We start from the raw sequence: 17,740 nt of genomic DNA, 5'->3' as shown, positions 1-17,740 counted from the left end.
GCCGTTCAGTCGTGCCCCAGCCACTGCAGCGCGGCGGCCGCGGTATGGAACGAACCGAACACGATCACGCGGTCGCCAGGCGCTGCCTGTGCATGCGCTTCGCGCAAGGCGTCTTCCAACCGCTCATGACGTGAGCCCAAGGCCGCAGGCGTGCCCTGCAGGCGCCCGGCCAGCGCCTCGACACTGCCACCGCGAGGCCCGGACAGACCGGCCAGATGCCACTGCCCGACCTGCGGCGCCATTGCGGCGACGACACCGGCGACGTCCTTGTCCGACAGCGCCGCGTAGACCGCATGGACCGAACCCGCCACCGGGTTCGCCGCCAGCCAGGCCGACAGCGCGCGCGCCGCCTGCGGGTTGTGGCCGACATCGACCACGACCTCGACGCCGCCACGATCGAAGCGCTGCAGACGGCCACTGACGTCTGCATTGGCGACGCCCTCGGCGATGGCCTGGCGCGGAACGGGTTTGCCCAGTGCACGCAGCGCGGCGATGGCGACGGCGGCGTTGCGCAACTGCACCGGCGCGGCCAGGCGCGGCATCGGCAGCTCCTGCCGATAGCCGACCTCGCGCCAGCGCCAGCGCGGCGGCAACGACTGGCCGCCGGCATCGAGCTGCACAGGCAGGACCTCGAAGAAGAAATCGTTGCTGATGCGCCAGGTCGACGCACCGATGCGGTAGGCGTGGCCGAGAACGCTCGACGGCGGATCGTCATCGCCCAGCACCAGCGCCTTGCCCATCCGCGCGATGCCGACCTTCTCCACGCCAATCGCCTCGCGCTCATCGCCGAGGTAATCCTGATGGTCGAGATCGACGGTGGTGATGATGGCGACGTCGGCATCGACCAGGTTGGTCGCGTCCAGGCGCCCGCCCAGGCCGACCTCGAGGATCGCCAGGTCCAGCCCAGCGCGCTCGAACAACCACAACGCCGCCAGCGTGCCGTACTCGAAATAGGTCAGCGCGACATCGCCGCGTGCCGCCTCGATCGCCTCGAACGCAGCGACCAGGTCGGCGTCGCCGGCATCGGCACCTTCGATGCGGATTCGCTCGTTGTAGGCCAGCAGGTGCGGCGAGGTGTAGGCACCGACCTTGCGGCCGGCGGCGCGCGCAATCGCCTCGATGAAGGCGACCGTCGACCCCTTGCCATTGGTACCGCCGACAGTGATGACCTTCTTCGCCGGCCGCTTCAGGCCCAGGCGCCGGGCAACTTCGCCGATGCGCTCCAGGCCCATGTCGATGGTTTTCGGGTGGATGCGCTCGATGTACTCGAGCCAGTCGGCAAGCGTGCGGTTCATGGCGCGCATTATCGCCTGTCCCTGTGCGCTCCGGCAGGCTCGCTCCTGCGCCGGGGTTACAGCGCCCGGTGCACCGCTTCCCCGAACAGCAGCGTGTGGTGGCTGCAGTCGTTGAGGCGGACCACTTCGAGATGATCGACGTCCGGACCTTCCAGCAGATTGATCGTCGTCGGCGCCTGGCGGAAACCCCACAGCCGCGACAGCGGGATGCCCAGCACGTGGCACAGCAGCACGCGATTGACCGCATCGTGGGCGACCACGAGCAGCGTGTCGCCGTCGCCCAGGCCATCGGTTGCGCGCGCGAAGGCCGGCCAGGCACGGTCGAACACATGCTGCAGCGACTCGCCCTCCGGCATCAGCACCTCATGCGGTGCATCGCGCCAGGCCTTCAATCGCTCACCGTCACGCTCGCCGATCTCACTGGCCAGCAGACCTTCCCAGGTGCCGTGGGCGATCTCCATCAGGCCCGGATCCAGGGTCAGCGGCAGATCGCGCCCGCCCAGGGCGAACTCGGCGGTCTGCCGCGCGCGCGTCAGCGGCGAAGCGACGGCACGGGTGATCGGCAGCTCACGCAGGCGCTCGCCGAGCGCGCGCGCCTGGCCGATGCCGACCGGCGACAGCGGGATGTCTTCCTGGCCCTGGTAGCGGCCTTCGGCGTTCCACGGCGTCTCGCCGTGACGGGCTAAGAGAATGCGCATGCTCTGGTCTGTGGGGAAGGCAGTCCCGCAGCCTAGGCAAATGCCGGCGACGGCACAACCGTTGCACTGGCAACCGCCGGAATCGTGAGCGAGGATTCACCACTCAGGAACGCGCAGGGAGCACGACGATGGCACAGCAGGTGAAGGGCGAATTCGAGGTCAAGCGCACGCCGGAAGGCGGATGCGACCTGGGCGACGGTGCCGTCGCCGGACATTTCCGATTCGACAAACGCTTCCACGGCGCACTCGACGCCACCGCGGTGGTGCACATGTTGGCCGTCGGCACCGAGGTCGAAGGTTCGGCGGCCTATGTCGCTGTCGAGCGCATCGCCGGATCGCTCGATGGTCGCGTCGGCGCCTTCCTCACCCAGCACACCGGCACGCTCGACCGTGGCGCACCGACGCTGGCAGTCACCGTCGTGCCGGACTCGGGCAGCGGTGAGCTCAAGGGACTGTCCGGGCGCATGACCATCGACATTGCCGATGGCAAGCACTTCTATAGCTTCGACTACGAGCTTACCCAGCCGGAGTGAGGCGGGCGCTTTTCCCGGGTGCGCTTCGCTTACCCGGGCTACTGCGGATGCGGTGCCGGTTCCCGGGTGCGCTTCGCTTACCCGGGCTACTGCGGATGCGGTGCCTGTTCCCGGGTGCGCTTTGCTTACCCGGGCTACGTGCGGACGGGGTGTCGGGCTGGGCGCGTAGCCCGGGTAAGGCCGCAGGCCGCACCCGGGGCAACCGTTCCGTCACTGCTTCTTCGCGACACCCAGCTCCTGCAACAGCTGCGGCGCCGGGTAGACCTCCTGCATGATCCAGCGCATGTAGCGCTGGTCGACCGAGATCATCCGCGTCATCGCCGGGTCGAACACCCAGTTGCTGCTGACCGACTCCCAGTTGCCGTCGAAGGCCAGGCCCACCAGCTTGCCCTGTGCATCGAGCACCGGTGAACCGGAATTGCCGCCGGTGATGTCCAGGTCGGACAGGAAGTTCACCGGCACCGTGCCGAGCTTCTTGTCGGCCAGGCCGCCGTAGTTCTTCGCCGCGACCGCATCCAGCAGCGCCTTGGGCGCGTTGAACGGATCCTGGCCGGTGGCCTTGGCGGCGACTTCTTCCAGGCGCGTGAACGGCATCTGCTTGCTGCCGTCGAGCTTGGTGTAGCCGGTGACGTTGCCGAAGGTGATGCGCAGCGATGAGTTGGCATCGGGATAGACGAACTGTCCCTTGCTCTTGCGGTAATCGGCCACCGCCTGCAGGTACAGCGGCCGCGCCAACAGCGCGTCGCCGGCGCGGGCCTTGCCCTCGCTTTCCAGCTGCAGCACGGTCGGCATGATCGCCACGGCGAACTGGATCGCCGGGTCCTTGCTCTTTTCCAGCTCGGCGCTGCTGGCAGTCATCAGCCGCAGGCGCTGTTCGGTGATGCCCAGGTTGGTCCTGGCCAGCTTGTCGAGGGCGCGATTGATCGCCTTGTCGTCGCTGCCGCCCAGCCATTTCTCAATCGCGGCGACGCGCTGCGACGCCGGCAGTTTGGTGTACTCGCGCAGCCAGTAGGCCTGCAGCTGGCGATCCATGGCCGGCACGTAACGACGCTCCATCTGCCGCATGCCGCCTTCGAACGTGGCCAGGTCGCGCTGCTGGTAGCCCTGCTCGCGCTGCGGGTCGGGCTTGGCGCGCTCGAGCGACAACCGGTACAGCTGCGTCGCCGCACCGAGCACGCCGGTGCTGCGCAGCTGCCCGAACACCAGGTCGCGTTCGCGATTGACGCGCGCGGCATCGTCGAGCTCGAGCAACTTCGCGTGCGCGGCCAGCGCCGGTTCGCCCTTGCCGCCCTGCTGGCGAAGCCACTCCAGCACCGCGGTTTCCTCGGCCTGCTTGCGGCTGGCGGCATCGATGCGCTTGAAGCCGGCGAGCTGGCCGTCGTAGTTCTTCATCGTGTTCTGCCAGCCCTTCACGGTGCTGGCGTACTTCACCGCGACATCGGGGTTCCTGCGCCCCTCGGCCTGGACCAGCGCGACCAGGTCCTTGTAGTGGCCGCCGATGGTCGGGTAGGTCCAGTTCGCGGTTTCCTCGAACTCCTCGGCCAGCGCGTAGCGCGCGGTGCGGCCCGGATAGCCGGCGACCATCACGAAGTCCCCGGCCACGAGCGGCTTGTCGGCGAACTTCAGCCAGGCCTTGGGCTGGTAGGGCACGTTGTCGGGCGAATACGCGGCCGGCTTGCCGTCTTTGCCGACGTACGCGCGGTAGAAGGAAAAGTCGCCGGTATGCCGCGGCCAGGTCCAGTTGTCGACTTCGCCACCGAAGTTGCCGACGCCGCCCGGAGGCGCGTAGACCAGGCGTACGTCACGGATCTCGAGGTTGCGGAACAAACGGTAGGCATTGCCGCCGGAGAAACTGTAAAGACGGCAGCGGAAACCGGCCTCGCGTTCGCACGAGGCCACCAGCTGCTTCTCGATCGCCTCCAGCGCGGCGGTGCGACCGAGCGCATCGGGTGCGGCCGCGATCGCGTCCTGCACCTGGCGGGTCACGTCCTGGATGGTGTCGAGCGCGTAGATGCGCGCATTCGGTCCGGCGGACACTTCCCCGGCCTGCGTGACAGCGTTGAAGCCGTCCTTCATCAGGTTCTTTTCGGGCGTGGAGTTGAGCTGGATCGCGCCATAGGCGCAGTGGTGGTTCGTCACCACCAGGCCCTGCGGCGAGACGAAGCTGGCCGTGCATCCGCCCAGCGAAACCACCGCGGCCATCGGGTCGCCGGTGAGGTTGGCCAGTTGCTTGGGATTGAGCTTGAGGCCGGCCTTCTTCAGCGGGCCGGCGATTTCCGGCAACTGCTGCGGCACCCACATGCCCTCTCCTGCCCGGGCGACGCCGACTCCGGCCATCGCACCCAGTACCGCAACCGCCAACACACCATGACGCATGCATCCACTCCGAGCAGGAAGATCAACGGGCGAGTCTAGCCCATCGTTTGCGAGAGGGCTCCGTACGGTTGCCTGCTCCCGCGAGCAGGAGAAGGCAACCTGAATGCGCTGCCGGTCACTCCGCCGGCAGGTTCATCTCCTTGAGCAGATGCGGCGCCGGATACACCTTCGCCAACAGCCAGCGCAGGTAACGCATGTCGACATGGATGGCACGTTTGTAGCGCGGATCGAACATCCAGCTCGCGCTCACCGCTTCCCAGTTGCTGTCGAAGTTCAGCGCGATCAGGTCGCCCCTGGCGTCGAGCACGGGCGAACCGGAATTGCCACCGGTCGTATCGAGGTTGGTCATCAGGTCCACCGTCTGCGTGCCCAGGCTTGGCTCGGCGGTGCTGCCGAAGTCGCCCTTGGCGATCGCGTCACGCAACGGCTGCGGCGCGTTGAACGGTTCTTCGCCGGTGTGCTTCTCGACGATGCCCTGCACGGTGGTCAGCGGCAGATAGTGCACCCCGTCGCGCGGATCCATCGCGCTGATGCGGCCATAGCTCACGCGCAGGGTCGAGTTGGCATCCGGGTAGACCGCGCGGCCCTGCGACTTGCGATAGGCGATGAGCGCGCGCATGTAGGCCGGGCGCAGTCGCAGCAACTCGCCGGCGCTGGCCTTGCTCTCTTCTTCCAGTCGCTGGATCGCCGGCAGCAGCGTCGCCGCCGCCTTGAGCAGGGTGTCGCGGGATTTCGCCAGCGTGGCGCTGCCGGTCTTCATCGCGCCAAGACGCGTGGCCTCGTCACCCAGCTGCGTACCTGCATACAGCGCGTCCAGCCGCGTCTTCAGCTGCGCGGGCGTGGTGCCGAACACCGCATCGAACTCGGCCACGTGCTGCGCCGACGGCAAGGCCTGGTACTGGGTCAGCAGTTCGGTCAGCAGCGCCTTCTCGATCGCCGGCGCATAGCGGCGCTGCACCTGCTTGAGCTGGCCGGTGATCAGCACTTCGTCGCGCTGCTGGTAACCGGTCTCGCGCTGCGCGTCGGGCTTGGGCTGCTCGGCGGCCCAGCGCTGCAGGGAGATCGCCGCGCGCAACAGTTGCGTCTGCGACTGGATCACGGCCAGCAGCTGGTCGCGCTCGCGCGTGGCCACGCCCTGGTCGATCACCGCCTGCGCGGCACCGATGTCGGCGCGCGTCGTGGCGGCGTCGGCCTGCTTGTCGAGCCAGGCGTACATCGCGGCCTCGTCGTCGCGCCGGACCCTGGCCGCGTCGCTGCGCCGCAGGCCGTCAAGTTCTCCCTGCGCGCGCTTGAGGGTGTTCTTCATGCTGCGCACCTGCGAGGCGTAGCTCACGCGCGCGGCGTCATCCTTGCTGCCGCCGGCCTCGATCACCTCGATCATGCGCTGGTACAGCGCCACGCGGGACGGCAGCTGCCACTGGATCTGGTTGGCGAACTCCGACGCCATGCGATGGCGGAACGTCACGCCCGGGTAGCCGGCGAGCATGGCGAAATCGCCGTCCTTGACGTTTCGCGTCGACACCTGCAGGTGCGACGGCGGCACGTACGGCACGTTGTCGGCGGAGTAGTCGGCCGGCTTGCCGTCCTTGCCGACGTAGGCACGCAGCAGGGTGAAGTCGCCGGCATGGCGCGGCCAGACGAAGTTGTCGACCTCGCCGCCATAGTTGCCGATGTCGTTCGGCGGCGCGTACACCAGGCGCACGTCGCGCAGTTCGAGCTGGCGCACCAGGTAGAAGTCGGTGCCGTAGTACATGTTGGCGACGCTGCAGCGATAGCCGGGCTCGCTCTCGCACTTGCCCACCGCGGCCTTGCTGGCGCTGTCGACGGCGTCGTAGTACGCGCGCCCCTGCTTGCCGCGCGCACCGGCGAGGATGCTGTCGGTGATGCGGTCGAAACCGGTCGTGACCAGCACGCGGTAGTCGGGATTGGCCGGCAGTTCGCCGGCGCGGTCGCTGGCGATGTAGCCGTCCTTGATCAGGTCGCGGCCACTGCCGTTGGCCGAGGTGCCGGAGTTGTACTGGACCACGCCGAAGGCGACGTGGTGGTTGGTCAGCACCAGGCCGTCCTTCGACACGAACGCGCCGCTGGCGCCGCCGACCTTGACCACCGCGTTCATCGGCGGCCGCGCCAGTTCGGCCAGATCACCGGGCTTGCCCTTGAAGCCGGCCGCCTTGAGCTGGCGGGCGATGTCGGGAAGCTGTGACGGCATCCACATGCCCTCGTCGGCATGGGCGGCGCCCGCTCCCAGCACCAGCAGCAGCGAAATGGACAGGGCGGACAAACGGTGGCGAATGGTCGGCATGGATCGGTTTCGACGGCTCGGGAAGCCGGCGACGATAGGCCAATCCTGCCGGCCCGGGCAAACCCGCCCCCCGGCCGGGCCGGGTCGGCGGCGTATAATTGCCGTCTCTTTACCGCCAAACCGCGGACGATCCCAATGACGCAATCGATGAAGGCGCTGGTCAAGCGCGAAGCTGGCAAGGGCATCTGGATGGAAGAGGTGCCGGTGCCGACGCCCGGCCCCAATGAAGTCCTGATCAAGCTCGAGAAGACCGCAATCTGCGGCACCGACCTGCACATCTACCTGTGGGACGAATGGAGCCAGCGCACGATCAAGCCAGGCCTGGTGATCGGCCATGAGTTCGTCGGCCGCATCGCCGAAGTCGGCCCGGGCGTGACCGGCTACAAGATCGGCCAGCGCGTCTCGGCCGAAGGCCACATCGTCTGCGGCCACTGCCGCAACTGCCGCGCCGGCCGCCAGCACCTGTGCCCCAACACCGTCGGCATCGGCGTCAACCGCAATGGCGCCTTCGCCGAATACATCGTGATGCCGTCCAGCAACCTGTGGCCGATCCCGGACCAGATCCCGAGCGAGCTGGCCGCGTTCTTCGACCCCTATGGCAACGCCGCGCATTGCGCGCTGGAGTTCGACGTGGTCGGCGAGGACGTGCTGATCACCGGCGCCGGCCCGATCGGGATCATTGCCGCCGGCATCTGCAAGCACATCGGTGCGCGCAACGTGGTGGTCACCGACGTCAACGACTACCGCCTCAAGCTCGCCGCCGACATGGGCGCCACGCGCGTGGTCAACGTCGCCAACACCTCGCTCAAGGACGTGATGGCCGACCTGCACATGGAAGGCTTCGACGTCGGCCTGGAAATGAGCGGCAACGCGCGCGCCTTCAACGACATGCTCGACTGCATGTACCACGGCGGCAAGATCGCCATGCTCGGCATCATGCCCAAGGGCGCAGGCTGCGACTGGGACAAGATCATCTTCAAGGGCCTCACCATCCACGGCATGTACGGCCGCAAGATGTACGAGACCTGGTACAAGATGACGCAGCTCGTGCTCGGCGGTTTCCCGCTCGGCAAGGTGCTCACGCACCAGCTGCCGATCGACGATTTCCAGCAGGGCTTCGAGCTGATGGAATCGGGCAAGGCCGGCAAGGTCGTGCTGAGCTGGAATTGATCGGACTTTAGTGACGGGCTGGACTGACGGGCGCTGCCAGGCGTCCGTCAGTCAACCAGTGCCACGCGCAGGCCATCGCGCCACCAGCACCACGCCAGCGCCGCGAACATCGCGGTCAGCCACAACCCGACGTGCCACTCAAGCACGTTCTCCCAGCGATCGCCATACGGCGTGGCAGCCAGCGCATAAGCCAGCGCGACCGCGGTCACGCCAATGGCGAGGAAGCCCCACGCGACCGCCAGCAACGGCGCATAGGCGCGCGGCCGCGGCTGCAGGCGTGACAGTGCGTGCAGCACCAGCATCAAGGCGATGTAGCTGCAGCCGAAATACAGATACACGCCGTAGCGGCGCAGCACCTGATAGATCGCGCCATCGCTGCCGAGGAACGTGGCGTACATGCCGAGGAACACGCCTGCTGCCAGCCCGAGCCACGGCAACACCCGCGCACGCACCTGCCATTGCTGCCGCAGCCACACGGTCGCGGCCAGCCAGCACAGCGCCTGGATCGTCGCGCTGGGCAGCATCACCATCCGGAACAGGTGGTTGCCCAGGCCGTAGCGTGCCGCCCGGCTGATCGACACGCAGCCGTCCCAGTACGGATTGCAGGCGGGAATCAGCCCGTCGCGCAGCGACAGCCACCATGCCAGGTGGCTCACCAGAAAGGGCAGCAGCGCCGCGAGGAATGGCAGCGGCCACAGCGGCAGCGTCGTGCGGAGGGGCACGCTCGGGCTCATGGGCGCAGATACTAGCGAACCCATCAAGCGTATGTAGCCCGGGTAAGCGCAGCGCACCCGGGATCGCTCCCGCACCCGGCTGCGCTGCGCTTACCCGGGCTACGTGTTGCGGGTGCCGCACGGGCTAAAATGCCCGCTTGCCGCAGCGCCCTGCCACCGACGGAATCCCGCCATGCCCAACTCCCCCGCCCTGACCGCCCGCTACGCGGAAGAACTCGACACCATCCGCGCCCAGGGCCTGTTCAAGGCCGAGCGCGTGATCACTTCGCCGCAGTCGGCGCAGATCACCCTCGAAGACGGCCGCACGGTGCTCAATTTCTGCGCCAACAACTACCTCGGCCTGGCGGACCATCCCGACGTGATTGCCGCGGCCAAGGCCGCGCTCGACACGCACGGCTTCGGCATGGCCTCGGTGCGCTTCATCTGCGGCACCCAGGACCTGCACAAGCAACTTGAGCAGACCATCGCCGACTTCTTCGGAACCGAAGACACCATCCTCTACGCCGCCTGCTTCGACGCCAACGGCGGCCTGTTCGAGCCGCTGCTCGGCGAAGACGACGCGATCATCTCCGACGCACTCAACCACGCATCGATCATCGACGGCGTGCGCCTGTGCAAGGCCAAGCGTTTCCGCTACGCCAACTGCGACATGGCCGACCTGGAGAAGCAGCTGCAGGCCGCCGATGCCGCCGGCTGCAGGACCAAGCTGATCACCACCGACGGCGTATTCTCGATGGACGGCTTCATCGCCCCGCTCGACCAGATCACCGCGCTGGCGAAGAAGTACAACGCACTGGTGCATATCGACGAATGCCATGCCACCGGCTTCCTCGGCGCCAGCGGCCGTGGCTCGGCCGAGGTGAAGGGCGTGATGGACAAGATCGACATCTTCACCGGCACGCTCGGCAAGGCCATGGGCGGCGCGCTCGGCGGCTTCACCACCGCACGTCGCGAAGTGATCGAGATGCTGCGCCAGCGCTCGCGTCCGTACCTGTTCTCCAACTCGCTGCCGCCGCACGTCGTTGCCGCCGGAATCAAGGCGTTCGAGATGCTGTCGTCCGCCGGCGAGCTGCGCGAGCAACTGGCGACCAACACCGCCTATTTCCGCCAGCAGATGACCGCGGCCGGCTTCGAGATCAAGCCCGGCGTGCATCCGATCTGCCCGGTGATGCTGTACGACGCGCCGCTGGCGCAGAAGTTCGCGGCGCGACTGCTGGAGGAAGGCATCTACGCGATCGGCTTCTTCTTCCCGGTAGTACCGCAGGGCCAGGCGCGCATCCGCACGCAGATGTCGGCCGCGCACACGCGCGTACACCTGGACCGTGCGATCGCGGCATTCATCAAGATCGGTCGCGAACTGGGCGTGCTGAAGGGCTGACGCGACATGACGTGATGCGTTGACCGCGAACGGCAGCGCACCAGAACAAAAGGCCGGTCAATGACCGGCCTTTTGCATTCCACTCGACGAGGACGAGCGCTTACTTGTCCTTGGCGTCGCTGGCGACCTGGGCGCCACCCTGTGCAGCGGCGGGCTGCGCGCCGGCGGCCGGTGCACCCTTGGCAACGCGGATGCCGCGCGACTTCATCCAGGCATCGAACTCTTCGGCGGTCATCTTCTTGCCGTTCTGGTTCATGTTGAAGCGGTACGGCGTGTTGTCGAACTGGGTCTTGGGCTTGTACTCGCCCGGCAGGGTCGACTCGGCTGCGACTTCGGCCTTGGCTTCCTCGGCCTTAGGAGCGGCTTCAGCCGCCTTGGTCTTCTTGCCGGCAGCCACCATCACGCCCTGCTCCATGCGCACGGCTGAACGAGCGACGTCGGACTGGGCGGCGCCGACCGGGGCACGATCATTCATACCCGTGTGCGCTGCGGCAACGCCCGACACCAGCAGCAGCGAAACCACCATCGACATCTTGCGCATCTCAAGCTCTCCCCACGACGTAAGTTGGCCGCAGTGTAGGCGTCAAATCCGCGCAAAGGAAACGTTAAAAGAGTGATGCCGCCCACAATCCGACACTGCAGGCATTCAACGCTCAGATGAACAGGGAGGCGAAACGAGCGCGGCCACTTCGGCCCCGCTCAATTCACGCCACTGCCCTTTGCCCAGGTCACCCAGCGAAAGCGAGCCGATGCCGACCCGGACCAGGCGCAGCACGCCGATCCCGAATGCGGCAAGCAGTCTGCGGATCTGCCGGTTGCGGCCTTCGTCCAGGACGATCTCAAGCCACGCATTGCGTTCGCCGCTGCGCAGCAGGTTGACGCTGCTGGCACTCAGCCACTCCCCTTCCTCGTCGACGCCGGCCACCAGGGCCGCCAGCAGGGCGGCGTCCGGCAGCGTGTCGATCTGCACGTGGTAGGTCTTGTCGGGGCCGGTCTCCGGGTCGGTGATATGCGCCGCCCAGGCGGGATCGTTGCTGAACAGCAGCAGTCCCTCGCTGGCCTTGTCGAGCCTCCCGACCGGCGCCAGCCACGGCAGGCTGGAACCGTCGAAGCACCGGTAGACCGTGTCGCGCCCGCGCTCGTCCTGGGTCGTGGTGACCAGGCCCCGCGGCTTGTTGAGCATCAGGTGGATGCGCGGCACCTGATCGAGGTCGCGGCCGTCGACGACGATGCGATGGCGACCCTGCACGATCGGAAATTCCGGATCGCGAATCACCCGCCCATCGACCGCGACGCGGCCGGACTGGATCCAGCGCGCGGCTTCGCTGCGCGAACATAGACCTTGTTTTGACAGCACGCGCGCAAGGCCGTGGCGAGGCGTGGACGCCATCATCGATTCGTTGCACTCATGGGCGCGCTTCGGCAAGCACCGGCGCAGACGCGCGGTGCGACACAAACGAACGGGGCGCGAATGCGCCCCGCTTTACTCACTTCTTCTCGTCCTTGACCGGCGTGGCTGGTGCGACTGGAGCCGGAGCTGCGACGGCCGGCGCGGCTGCAGCGCCCTTGCCCTTGGCCACTCGCACGCCCTTGGCCTTCATCCACGCGTCGAACTCTTCGGCAGTCATCTTCTTGCCGTTCTGGTTCATGTCGAAACGCCATGGCGTGTTGTCGAACTGCGTCTTGGGCTTGTACGCGGCCGGATCGCTGGCGCTGGGCATCGCCGCGGCGGGTGCTGCCGCCGGCAACGCCTTGGCCACCTGGCAGCCTTCCAGGCGCAGGCGGAACAGCACCTGGTCGACTGCAAGCGCTTCGTCGAATGCCTGCGACAGCACGCCGGTCGGCGCACCAAGCTGATGGCTGGGCACGACCAGCTCCGGCGCGATCGGCGCGACCACGGTCGGGCGGATCGGCAATGCCCCGGGTGCAGCCGTCGATCCGCATTGCGCGGACTGCGCCTGCGCCATCCCGGCGATCAACATCAACGACAGACCCATCATCGCGCGCATGGCACGGCTCCTTCCTTTCGTCCCGGGAACCGGACGTTCCAGGGCTGCGTCGGCAGTGTAGGCGCGGCTGCCGGATGCGACAACCGCAAAAAAAGGCGGAAAAAACCGGCATCACGCGAGCATCACGGACGCCACAACGACGAAGCCCGGCACGAGGCCGGGCTTCGAAGTTGCGTTACGGAGAGTTCCGCGTCGCGAGCTTAGTTCTGCACGTTCAGCTCGGTACGGCGGTTCTTCTCGTTCTTGCAGGCCGGCATGGTCTGCTCGGTCGGCTCCAGCGGACGGCTCTCGCCGTAACCGATCGGGCCCACCAGGCGTGCGGCGTCCACACCATTGCTGGTCAGGTAGTCGTACACCGTGCTGGCGCGACGCTCCGACAGCTTCTGGTTGTACGCGTCCTTGCCGCACAGGTCGGTGTGACCGGCGACTTCGACCTTCAGCTCCGGATAACGCTTCAGGATCTCGGTGGCCTCGGAGAGGATCGAGACTGCATCCGGACGCAGCGTGGCCTTGTCGAAGTCGAAGTTCACGCCCTTCAGGTCGATCGACACCGGCACCGGGCAACCGTCCGGACCGATGGTCTGGCCGGCCTGCGAACCCGGGCACTTGTCGTCGCAGTTGTTGACGCCGTCACCGTCGTCATCCAGGTCTGCGCAGCTCGGCGCGGCCGGAGCCGGCACGGCAGCAACCGGCGGCGGGCCCAGCGGGACCACGACGCCGACCGAAGCCAGCATGTCGCCGAACCAGTCTTCGCTCGGTGCTGCAACGCTGGCGTCGTCGAAGTCGGCGCGGTAGGCCACTTCGGTGCGCAGCGACACGTGCTCGCCCAGGGCGGTCTGCAGGCCGACGCCGACCTTGGCGGCGAGGTTGCCCTCGTCACGCTGGCCCGGCGAGTTCGGATTCGGGCTCGCGTCGAACTCTTCTTCCGACTGCTGGTAACCCAGGCCCATCAGCAGGTACGGGGCCCAGTTGCGGCCTTCGGCCAGGAAGTGACGGCGCAGGTCGAACGAAATGCCGTACTGGCTCCAGCGCAGGTCCTGGTTGGCGTCGTTGTTCGGGTTCTGGTAGTTGAGCTCGGCATCCAGCGACCAGCTCGGGTCGAGGAACTTGCCGACGCCCAGCGCACCGAACGGCGCATTGCGGGTGCCGCGGTCGTTGTCCTGGATGTTCATGCCGGCGGTGCCGGTCAGGTACCAGCGGTCATCGAATTCCTGGGCGCTGGCGACCTGGGAAACGGCCAGACCGGCCAACAGGGCGGTGCTCAACAAACGGATCTTCATCTGTCACTCCTTGATCAGTCAGAAACGGGTGGGAAACACAGGCGTACTGCAGGCAGGCGCACTTTGCGGTCGCTGAATCGGCCTTGGAGGGGGCCAAGGGGGTCACTGACGGCGGCGATCATACACTGCCATTGTATTTGTTAATACTGGTTAACGTTTTTTCGGGAAAAAGTCTGCTAAGCCAAACCCTCACAACGACGAAGCCCGGCACGAGGCCGGGCTTCGAAGTTGCGTTGCGGAGAAGTCCGCGTCGCGAGCTTAGTTCTGCACGTTCAGCTCGGTACGACGGTTCTTCTCGCTCTTGCAGGCCGGGAATGCCTGGCCCATGTCCTCGAGCGGGCGGCTCTCGCCGTAACCGATCGGGCCCACCAGACGCGCGGCGTCCACACCGTTGCTGGTCAGGTAGTCGTACACCGTGGTGGCGCGACGCTCCGACAGCTTCTGGTTGTACGCGTCCTTGCCGCACTGGTCGGTGTGACCGGCGACTTCGACTTTCAGCTCCGGATAACGCTTCAGGATCTCGGTGGCCTCGGAGAGGATCGAGACTGCATCCGGACGCAGCGTGGCCTTGTCGAAGTCGAAGTTCACGCCCTTCAGGTCGATCGACACCGGCACCGGGCAACCGTCCGGACCGATGGTCTGGCCGGCCTGCGAACCCGGGCACTTGTCGTCGCAGTTGTTGACGCCGTCACCGTCGTCATCCAGGTCTGCGCAGCTCGGCGCAGCCGGAGCCGGCGGGGCGGCAACGACCGGCGGACCCAGCGGAATCACGACGCCGACCGAAGCCAGCAGATCGCCGTACCAGGAGTCGTTGTCGAGCGGCGCACCGCTTGCATTGGTGCTGAAGTCGCTGTCGTCGAAGTCGGCACGGTAGGCCAGTTCGGTGCGGATCGCAGCGCGCTTGCCGTACAGGGCGCTCTGGATACCCAGACCGACCTTGGCGGCGAAGTTGCCTTCGTCACGCTGTACCGGCGAGTTCGGGTTCGGGAAGTTGTCGTACTCCTGCTCGGACTGCTGGTAGCCCAGGCCCATCAGGATGTACGGCGCCCAGTTGCGACCTTCCTGGGTGAAGTGATAACGACCGTCGAACGAAATTCCGTACTGGCTCCAGTTGAGATCCTGGTTGTCGTCCATGTTCGGATTCTGGTAGTTCAGTTCGCCGTCGATCGACCAGTTCTGATTAAGGAACTTGCCGACGCCGAGCGAAGCGAACGGCGCATTGCGCGTGCCGCGATCGTTGTCCTGGATGTTCATGCCGGCAGCACCGGTCAGGTACCAGCGATCATCGAATTCCTGCGCATTGGCAGCCTGGGCCAGACTCAGACCACCCAGCAGGGCGGCGCAGAGGAGTTTCTTATTCATATATCCAGCTCCTTGATCATAAAAACGGAAACAGCGTCTGCGAGGTTCCCACTTAGGACGGCCGCCAGACGACGCCATCGGGGCGGAGGTTAAGTTTGCCTATGTGAAAGCCGTGTTAACGGTGATCTAACAAACCCGGAAGTTCCCGTGCCAACGTCCGGCAAATGGGCGGGATTCAGCAACGAAGGCCGTCCATCAGCCGGGTGACCGGCTGGGCCAGCAGCCGTTCCGGGTCGGCCACCAGCGCGAGCAGTTCGTCGCTCTGCCTTTTCGGCAGTTTTGCCGCCACCGCCGCTTCAAACTTGGCCATCAGCAGCGGAATACCCTCACCGCGTCGACGGCGGTGGCCGACCGGATAATCGACGGCGATCTTCTCGCTCTGCGTTCCGTCCTTGAAGAAAACCTGAACGGAATTGCCGATATACCGTCTGTCGGGATCGAAATAATCGCGGGTGAAACGCGGATCCTCCTCCACCCGCATCCTCTCGCGCAGCGCGTCGATGCGCGGGTCTGCTGCCACTGCATCGCCATAGTCATCGGCACGAAGCCGGCCCAACAGCAGCGGCACGGCGACCATGTACTGGATGCAATGGTCGCGGTCGGCGTAGTTCGCCAGCGGACCGGTCTTGTCGATGATGCGCATCGCCGCCTCCTGGGTCTGGATGACGATCGACTCGATTGCATCCACGCCTTCGGCTTCGATCCGGCGCCCGATCTGTTCGTGCAGGCGCATCGCGCACTCGACCGCGGTCTGCGCATGGAACTCGGCCGGATAGCTGATCTTGAACAGGATGTTCTCCATCACGTAGCTGCCGAACGACCGCTCGAACTCGAACGGCTGGCCCTTGAAGGCAACGTCCTGGAAGCCCCAGGTCGGCGCACTCAATGCGCTCGGGTAGCCGACCTCGCCCTTGACCGCATTGAGCGCGTGGGTCACCGCACGACGGCAGGCATCGCCTGCGGCCCAGCTTTTGCGCGGCCCGGTGTTGGGCGCATGCCGATAGGTGCGCAGCACGCCGTTGTCGATCCAGCTTTGCGAGATGGCGGTGATGATCTGTTCCTTGCCGCCGCCGAACATCGCCGTGGCCACCGCCGTCGACGCCAGCCGTACCAGGATCACGTGATCGAGGCCGACGCGGTTGAAGGAATTCTTCAGCGCGTAGCAGCCCTGGATCTCGTGCGCCTTGATGGCATGGCCGAGTACGTCGCGCACGGTCATTGCCTGGCCGCCCCCGGCCTGCGCCTTGCGCCCGAGGTAGTCGGCCACCGCCAGGATCGACCCGAGGTTGTCCGACGGATGCCCCCACTCGGCCGCCAGCCAGGTGTCGTTGAAGTCGAGCCAGCGGATCTGCACGCCGATGTTGTACGCGGCCTGGACCGGGTCGAGCTCGTGCGCGGTGAACGGCACGCGTGCGCCGCCCGCCAGCACCGCGCCCGGGACCAGTGGCCCCAGGTGCCTGACGCATTCGGGGTGATCCATTGCCAGCGCGGCGCAGGCCAGCGAGTCGAGCAGCATATGGCGCGCGGTGTCGTAGGCCTCCTGCGAATCGATGCGGTAATCGACGACGTAGTCGGCGATGTCCGCCATCGCCGCATCGGGCGGCGGACGGACAGCGGAACGCAGGTCGGCATGGCTCATGGCGGGTCCCGTTGAACGTGGCAACGTGGCAAGGCTCCGCGCATTGTCGAGGGGCACCGGTGGCCTCGATGTGAGGTACCGGCGCCATTGCCGGTGGCAACGGAACGCACCGGCACGCCCATGGCGCTTGGAAAAGCCGCGCCGCAGGCCCACCCTTTATCCATGGACGTCCCTACCCGCCTTCCGACCCTGTTCCTCTCCCACGGCTCGCCGATGCTGGCCGTGGAGGATTCACCGGCCGGCCGCTTCCTCGACGGCCTCGGGCGACAGCTGCCGTGGCCGAGGGCGGTCGTGGTCGTCTCGGCGCATTTCATGACCGACCGGCCGATGGTGGGCGGGCATATCCAGCCGCACACGGTGCATGACTTCGGCGGCTTTCCCGAAGCGCTGTACCAGATCCGCTACCCGGCTCCGGGCGCGCCCGACTTGGCAGAACAGATTGCACAGCGCCTTGCCGATGCCGGGCTCAATCCGCGCGTACGCGAGAACCACGGCCTCGACCATGGCGTCTGGGTGCCGATGCTGCGCATGTATCCCGACGCCGACGTGCCGGTGGTTCCGGTCTCGGTGATGCCGCACGGCGATGCGGCGCAGCACTACGCGCTGGGCCAGGCGCTGGCGCCGCTGCGCGACGAAGGCGTGCTGGTGATCGGATCGGGCGGCTTCGTGCACAACCTCGGCGACCTCGACTGGAATCATCCGCAGGCACCGCTGGCGCCATGGGCGCAGGAGTTCGGCGACTGGATGCACACGATGCTGTCGGCGCACGACTGGCCGGCACTGCTGGACTGGCAACGGCGCGCGCCGCACGCACATCACGCGCATCCCACGGTCGAACACCTGATGCCGCTGTTCGTCGCGCTCGGCGCCGCCGGCGACACGCCCGCCGTGCGCACGATCCATCGTTCGCACCAGCTGGGCACGTTGTCGCTGGACGCGTTTGCGTTCGATTGAGCCGCGGCGT

The 17,740-nt window shown here is 66.7% G+C and carries 14 protein-coding genes and 1 pseudogene; 4 read left to right on the top strand and 11 right to left on the bottom strand.

Annotated elements, in window-relative coordinates:
* Window positions 1–5: 5 nt before the first annotated feature.
* Window positions 6–1,295 carry a bifunctional tetrahydrofolate synthase/dihydrofolate synthase gene (folC, locus tag MNR01_RS16060; RefSeq protein WP_241918715.1) on the bottom strand — a complete coding sequence of 430 codons (1,290 nt, stop codon included), beginning with the start codon at window positions 1,293–1,295 and terminating at the stop codon, window positions 6–8.
* Window positions 1,296–1,351: 56 nt separating this feature from the next.
* Window positions 1,352–1,993 (bottom strand): histidine phosphatase family protein, encoded by a 642-nt coding sequence (locus tag MNR01_RS16055; protein WP_241918714.1) that lies wholly within the window; start codon window positions 1,991–1,993, stop codon window positions 1,352–1,354.
* A 128-nt stretch (window positions 1,994–2,121) separates the two neighbouring features.
* Between MNR01_RS16055 and MNR01_RS16050 the strand changes: the two genes are divergently transcribed.
* Window positions 2,122–2,526 (top strand): DUF3224 domain-containing protein, encoded by a 405-nt coding sequence (locus MNR01_RS16050; protein WP_241918713.1) that lies wholly within the window; start codon window positions 2,122–2,124, stop codon window positions 2,524–2,526.
* A 210-nt stretch (window positions 2,527–2,736) separates the two neighbouring features.
* Here MNR01_RS16050 and MNR01_RS16045 read toward each other — a convergent pair whose 3' ends face one another.
* On the bottom strand, window positions 2,737–4,902 hold the full coding sequence (locus MNR01_RS16045) for a S46 family peptidase (RefSeq protein WP_241918712.1): 2,166 nt from the start codon (window positions 4,900–4,902) through the stop codon (window positions 2,737–2,739).
* Window positions 4,903–5,017: 115 nt separating this feature from the next.
* A complete protein-coding gene (locus MNR01_RS16040) occupies window positions 5,018–7,204 on the bottom strand; it encodes a S46 family peptidase (protein WP_241918711.1) in 2,187 nt (728 codons plus the stop codon).
* 135 nt (window positions 7,205–7,339) lie between these two features.
* Here MNR01_RS16040 and tdh point away from each other — a divergent pair, with 135 nt between their 5' ends.
* Window positions 7,340–8,374: an L-threonine 3-dehydrogenase gene (tdh, locus tag MNR01_RS16035; protein WP_241918710.1), complete on the top strand. Its 1,035-nt coding sequence runs from the start codon at window positions 7,340–7,342 to the stop codon at window positions 8,372–8,374.
* Window positions 8,375–8,421: 47 nt separating this feature from the next.
* Here the strand turns inward: tdh and MNR01_RS16030 are convergent, their stop codons facing one another.
* Window positions 8,422–9,096, bottom strand: coding sequence for a hypothetical protein (locus MNR01_RS16030; protein ID WP_241918709.1), 675 nt, complete (start codon window positions 9,094–9,096; stop codon window positions 8,422–8,424).
* Window positions 9,097–9,280: 184 nt separating this feature from the next.
* On the opposite strand from MNR01_RS16030, the gene kbl reads away from it, so the two are divergent.
* Complete coding sequence (gene kbl / locus MNR01_RS16025; protein ID WP_241918708.1) at window positions 9,281–10,486, top strand: glycine C-acetyltransferase; 1,206 nt, start codon at window positions 9,281–9,283, stop codon at window positions 10,484–10,486.
* Window positions 10,487–10,586: 100 nt separating this feature from the next.
* Here kbl and MNR01_RS17535 read toward each other — a convergent pair.
* From MNR01_RS17535 to MNR01_RS15995, 6 genes and pseudogenes are all read right to left on the bottom strand, one after another.
* Window positions 10,587–10,787 (bottom strand): annotated as a pseudogene (locus MNR01_RS17535) (hypothetical protein); the annotation flags it as partial.
* 345 nt (window positions 10,788–11,132) lie between these two features.
* Window positions 11,133–11,876, bottom strand: coding sequence for a pseudouridine synthase (locus MNR01_RS16015; RefSeq protein WP_241918706.1), 744 nt, complete (start codon window positions 11,874–11,876; stop codon window positions 11,133–11,135).
* A 97-nt stretch (window positions 11,877–11,973) separates the two neighbouring features.
* Window positions 11,974–12,453: a hypothetical protein gene (locus MNR01_RS16010; protein ID WP_241920658.1), complete on the bottom strand. Its 480-nt coding sequence runs from the start codon at window positions 12,451–12,453 to the stop codon at window positions 11,974–11,976.
* Window positions 12,454–12,695: 242 nt separating this feature from the next.
* Window positions 12,696–13,775, bottom strand: coding sequence for an OmpA family protein (locus tag MNR01_RS16005; RefSeq protein ID WP_241918705.1), 1,080 nt, complete (start codon window positions 13,773–13,775; stop codon window positions 12,696–12,698).
* Window positions 13,776–14,033: 258 nt separating this feature from the next.
* Entirely contained in the window at window positions 14,034–15,137 is a 1,104-nt protein-coding gene (locus MNR01_RS16000; protein ID WP_241918704.1) for an OmpA family protein, read from the bottom strand.
* A 175-nt stretch (window positions 15,138–15,312) separates the two neighbouring features.
* Window positions 15,313–16,776, bottom strand: coding sequence for a bifunctional 2-methylcitrate dehydratase/aconitate hydratase (locus MNR01_RS15995; protein WP_241918703.1), 1,464 nt, complete (start codon window positions 16,774–16,776; stop codon window positions 15,313–15,315).
* Window positions 16,777–16,938: 162 nt separating this feature from the next.
* On the opposite strand from MNR01_RS15995, the gene MNR01_RS15990 reads away from it, so the two are divergent.
* Window positions 16,939–17,730, top strand: a complete 792-nt coding sequence (locus MNR01_RS15990; RefSeq protein ID WP_241918702.1) for a class III extradiol ring-cleavage dioxygenase — start codon at window positions 16,939–16,941, stop codon at window positions 17,728–17,730.
* Window positions 17,731–17,740 lie beyond the last annotated feature (10 nt).

The sequence above is a fragment of the Lysobacter sp. S4-A87 genome (assembly GCF_022637455.1).
Lineage (GTDB): Bacteria > Pseudomonadota > Gammaproteobacteria > Xanthomonadales > Xanthomonadaceae > Lysobacter_J.
Note: the sequence above shows the minus strand (reverse complement) of the source record. Positions and strands in the feature narration are given on the sequence as shown.

What these genes read in the sequence shown, in the direction of transcription:
- MNR01_RS16040 (WP_241918711.1), bottom strand. Translation starts at nt 7,204, where the DNA reads ATGCCGACCATTCGCCACCGTTTGTCCGCCCTGTCCATTTCGCTGCTG.
- MNR01_RS16050 (WP_241918713.1), top strand. Translation starts at nt 2,122, where the DNA reads ATGGCACAGCAGGTGAAGGGCGAATTCGAGGTCAAGCGCACGCCGGAA.
- tdh (WP_241918710.1), top strand. Translation starts at nt 7,340, where the DNA reads ATGACGCAATCGATGAAGGCGCTGGTCAAGCGCGAAGCTGGCAAGGGC.
- MNR01_RS15995 (WP_241918703.1), bottom strand. Translation starts at nt 16,776, where the DNA reads ATGAGCCATGCCGACCTGCGTTCCGCTGTCCGTCCGCCGCCCGATGCG.
- MNR01_RS16010 (WP_241920658.1), bottom strand. Translation starts at nt 12,453, where the DNA reads ATGGCGCAGGCGCAGTCCGCGCAATGCGGATCGACGGCTGCACCCGGG.
- kbl (WP_241918708.1), top strand. Translation starts at nt 9,281, where the DNA reads ATGCCCAACTCCCCCGCCCTGACCGCCCGCTACGCGGAAGAACTCGAC.
- folC (WP_241918715.1), bottom strand. Translation starts at nt 1,295, where the DNA reads ATGAACCGCACGCTTGCCGACTGGCTCGAGTACATCGAGCGCATCCAC.
- MNR01_RS15990 (WP_241918702.1), top strand. Translation starts at nt 16,939, where the DNA reads ATGGACGTCCCTACCCGCCTTCCGACCCTGTTCCTCTCCCACGGCTCG.
- MNR01_RS16045 (WP_241918712.1), bottom strand. Translation starts at nt 4,902, where the DNA reads ATGCGTCATGGTGTGTTGGCGGTTGCGGTACTGGGTGCGATGGCCGGA.
- MNR01_RS16000 (WP_241918704.1), bottom strand. Translation starts at nt 15,137, where the DNA reads ATGAATAAGAAACTCCTCTGCGCCGCCCTGCTGGGTGGTCTGAGTCTG.
- MNR01_RS16055 (WP_241918714.1), bottom strand. Translation starts at nt 1,993, where the DNA reads ATGCGCATTCTCTTAGCCCGTCACGGCGAGACGCCGTGGAACGCCGAA.
- MNR01_RS16005 (WP_241918705.1), bottom strand. Translation starts at nt 13,775, where the DNA reads ATGAAGATCCGTTTGTTGAGCACCGCCCTGTTGGCCGGTCTGGCCGTT.
- MNR01_RS16015 (WP_241918706.1), bottom strand. Translation starts at nt 11,876, where the DNA reads ATGGCGTCCACGCCTCGCCACGGCCTTGCGCGCGTGCTGTCAAAACAA.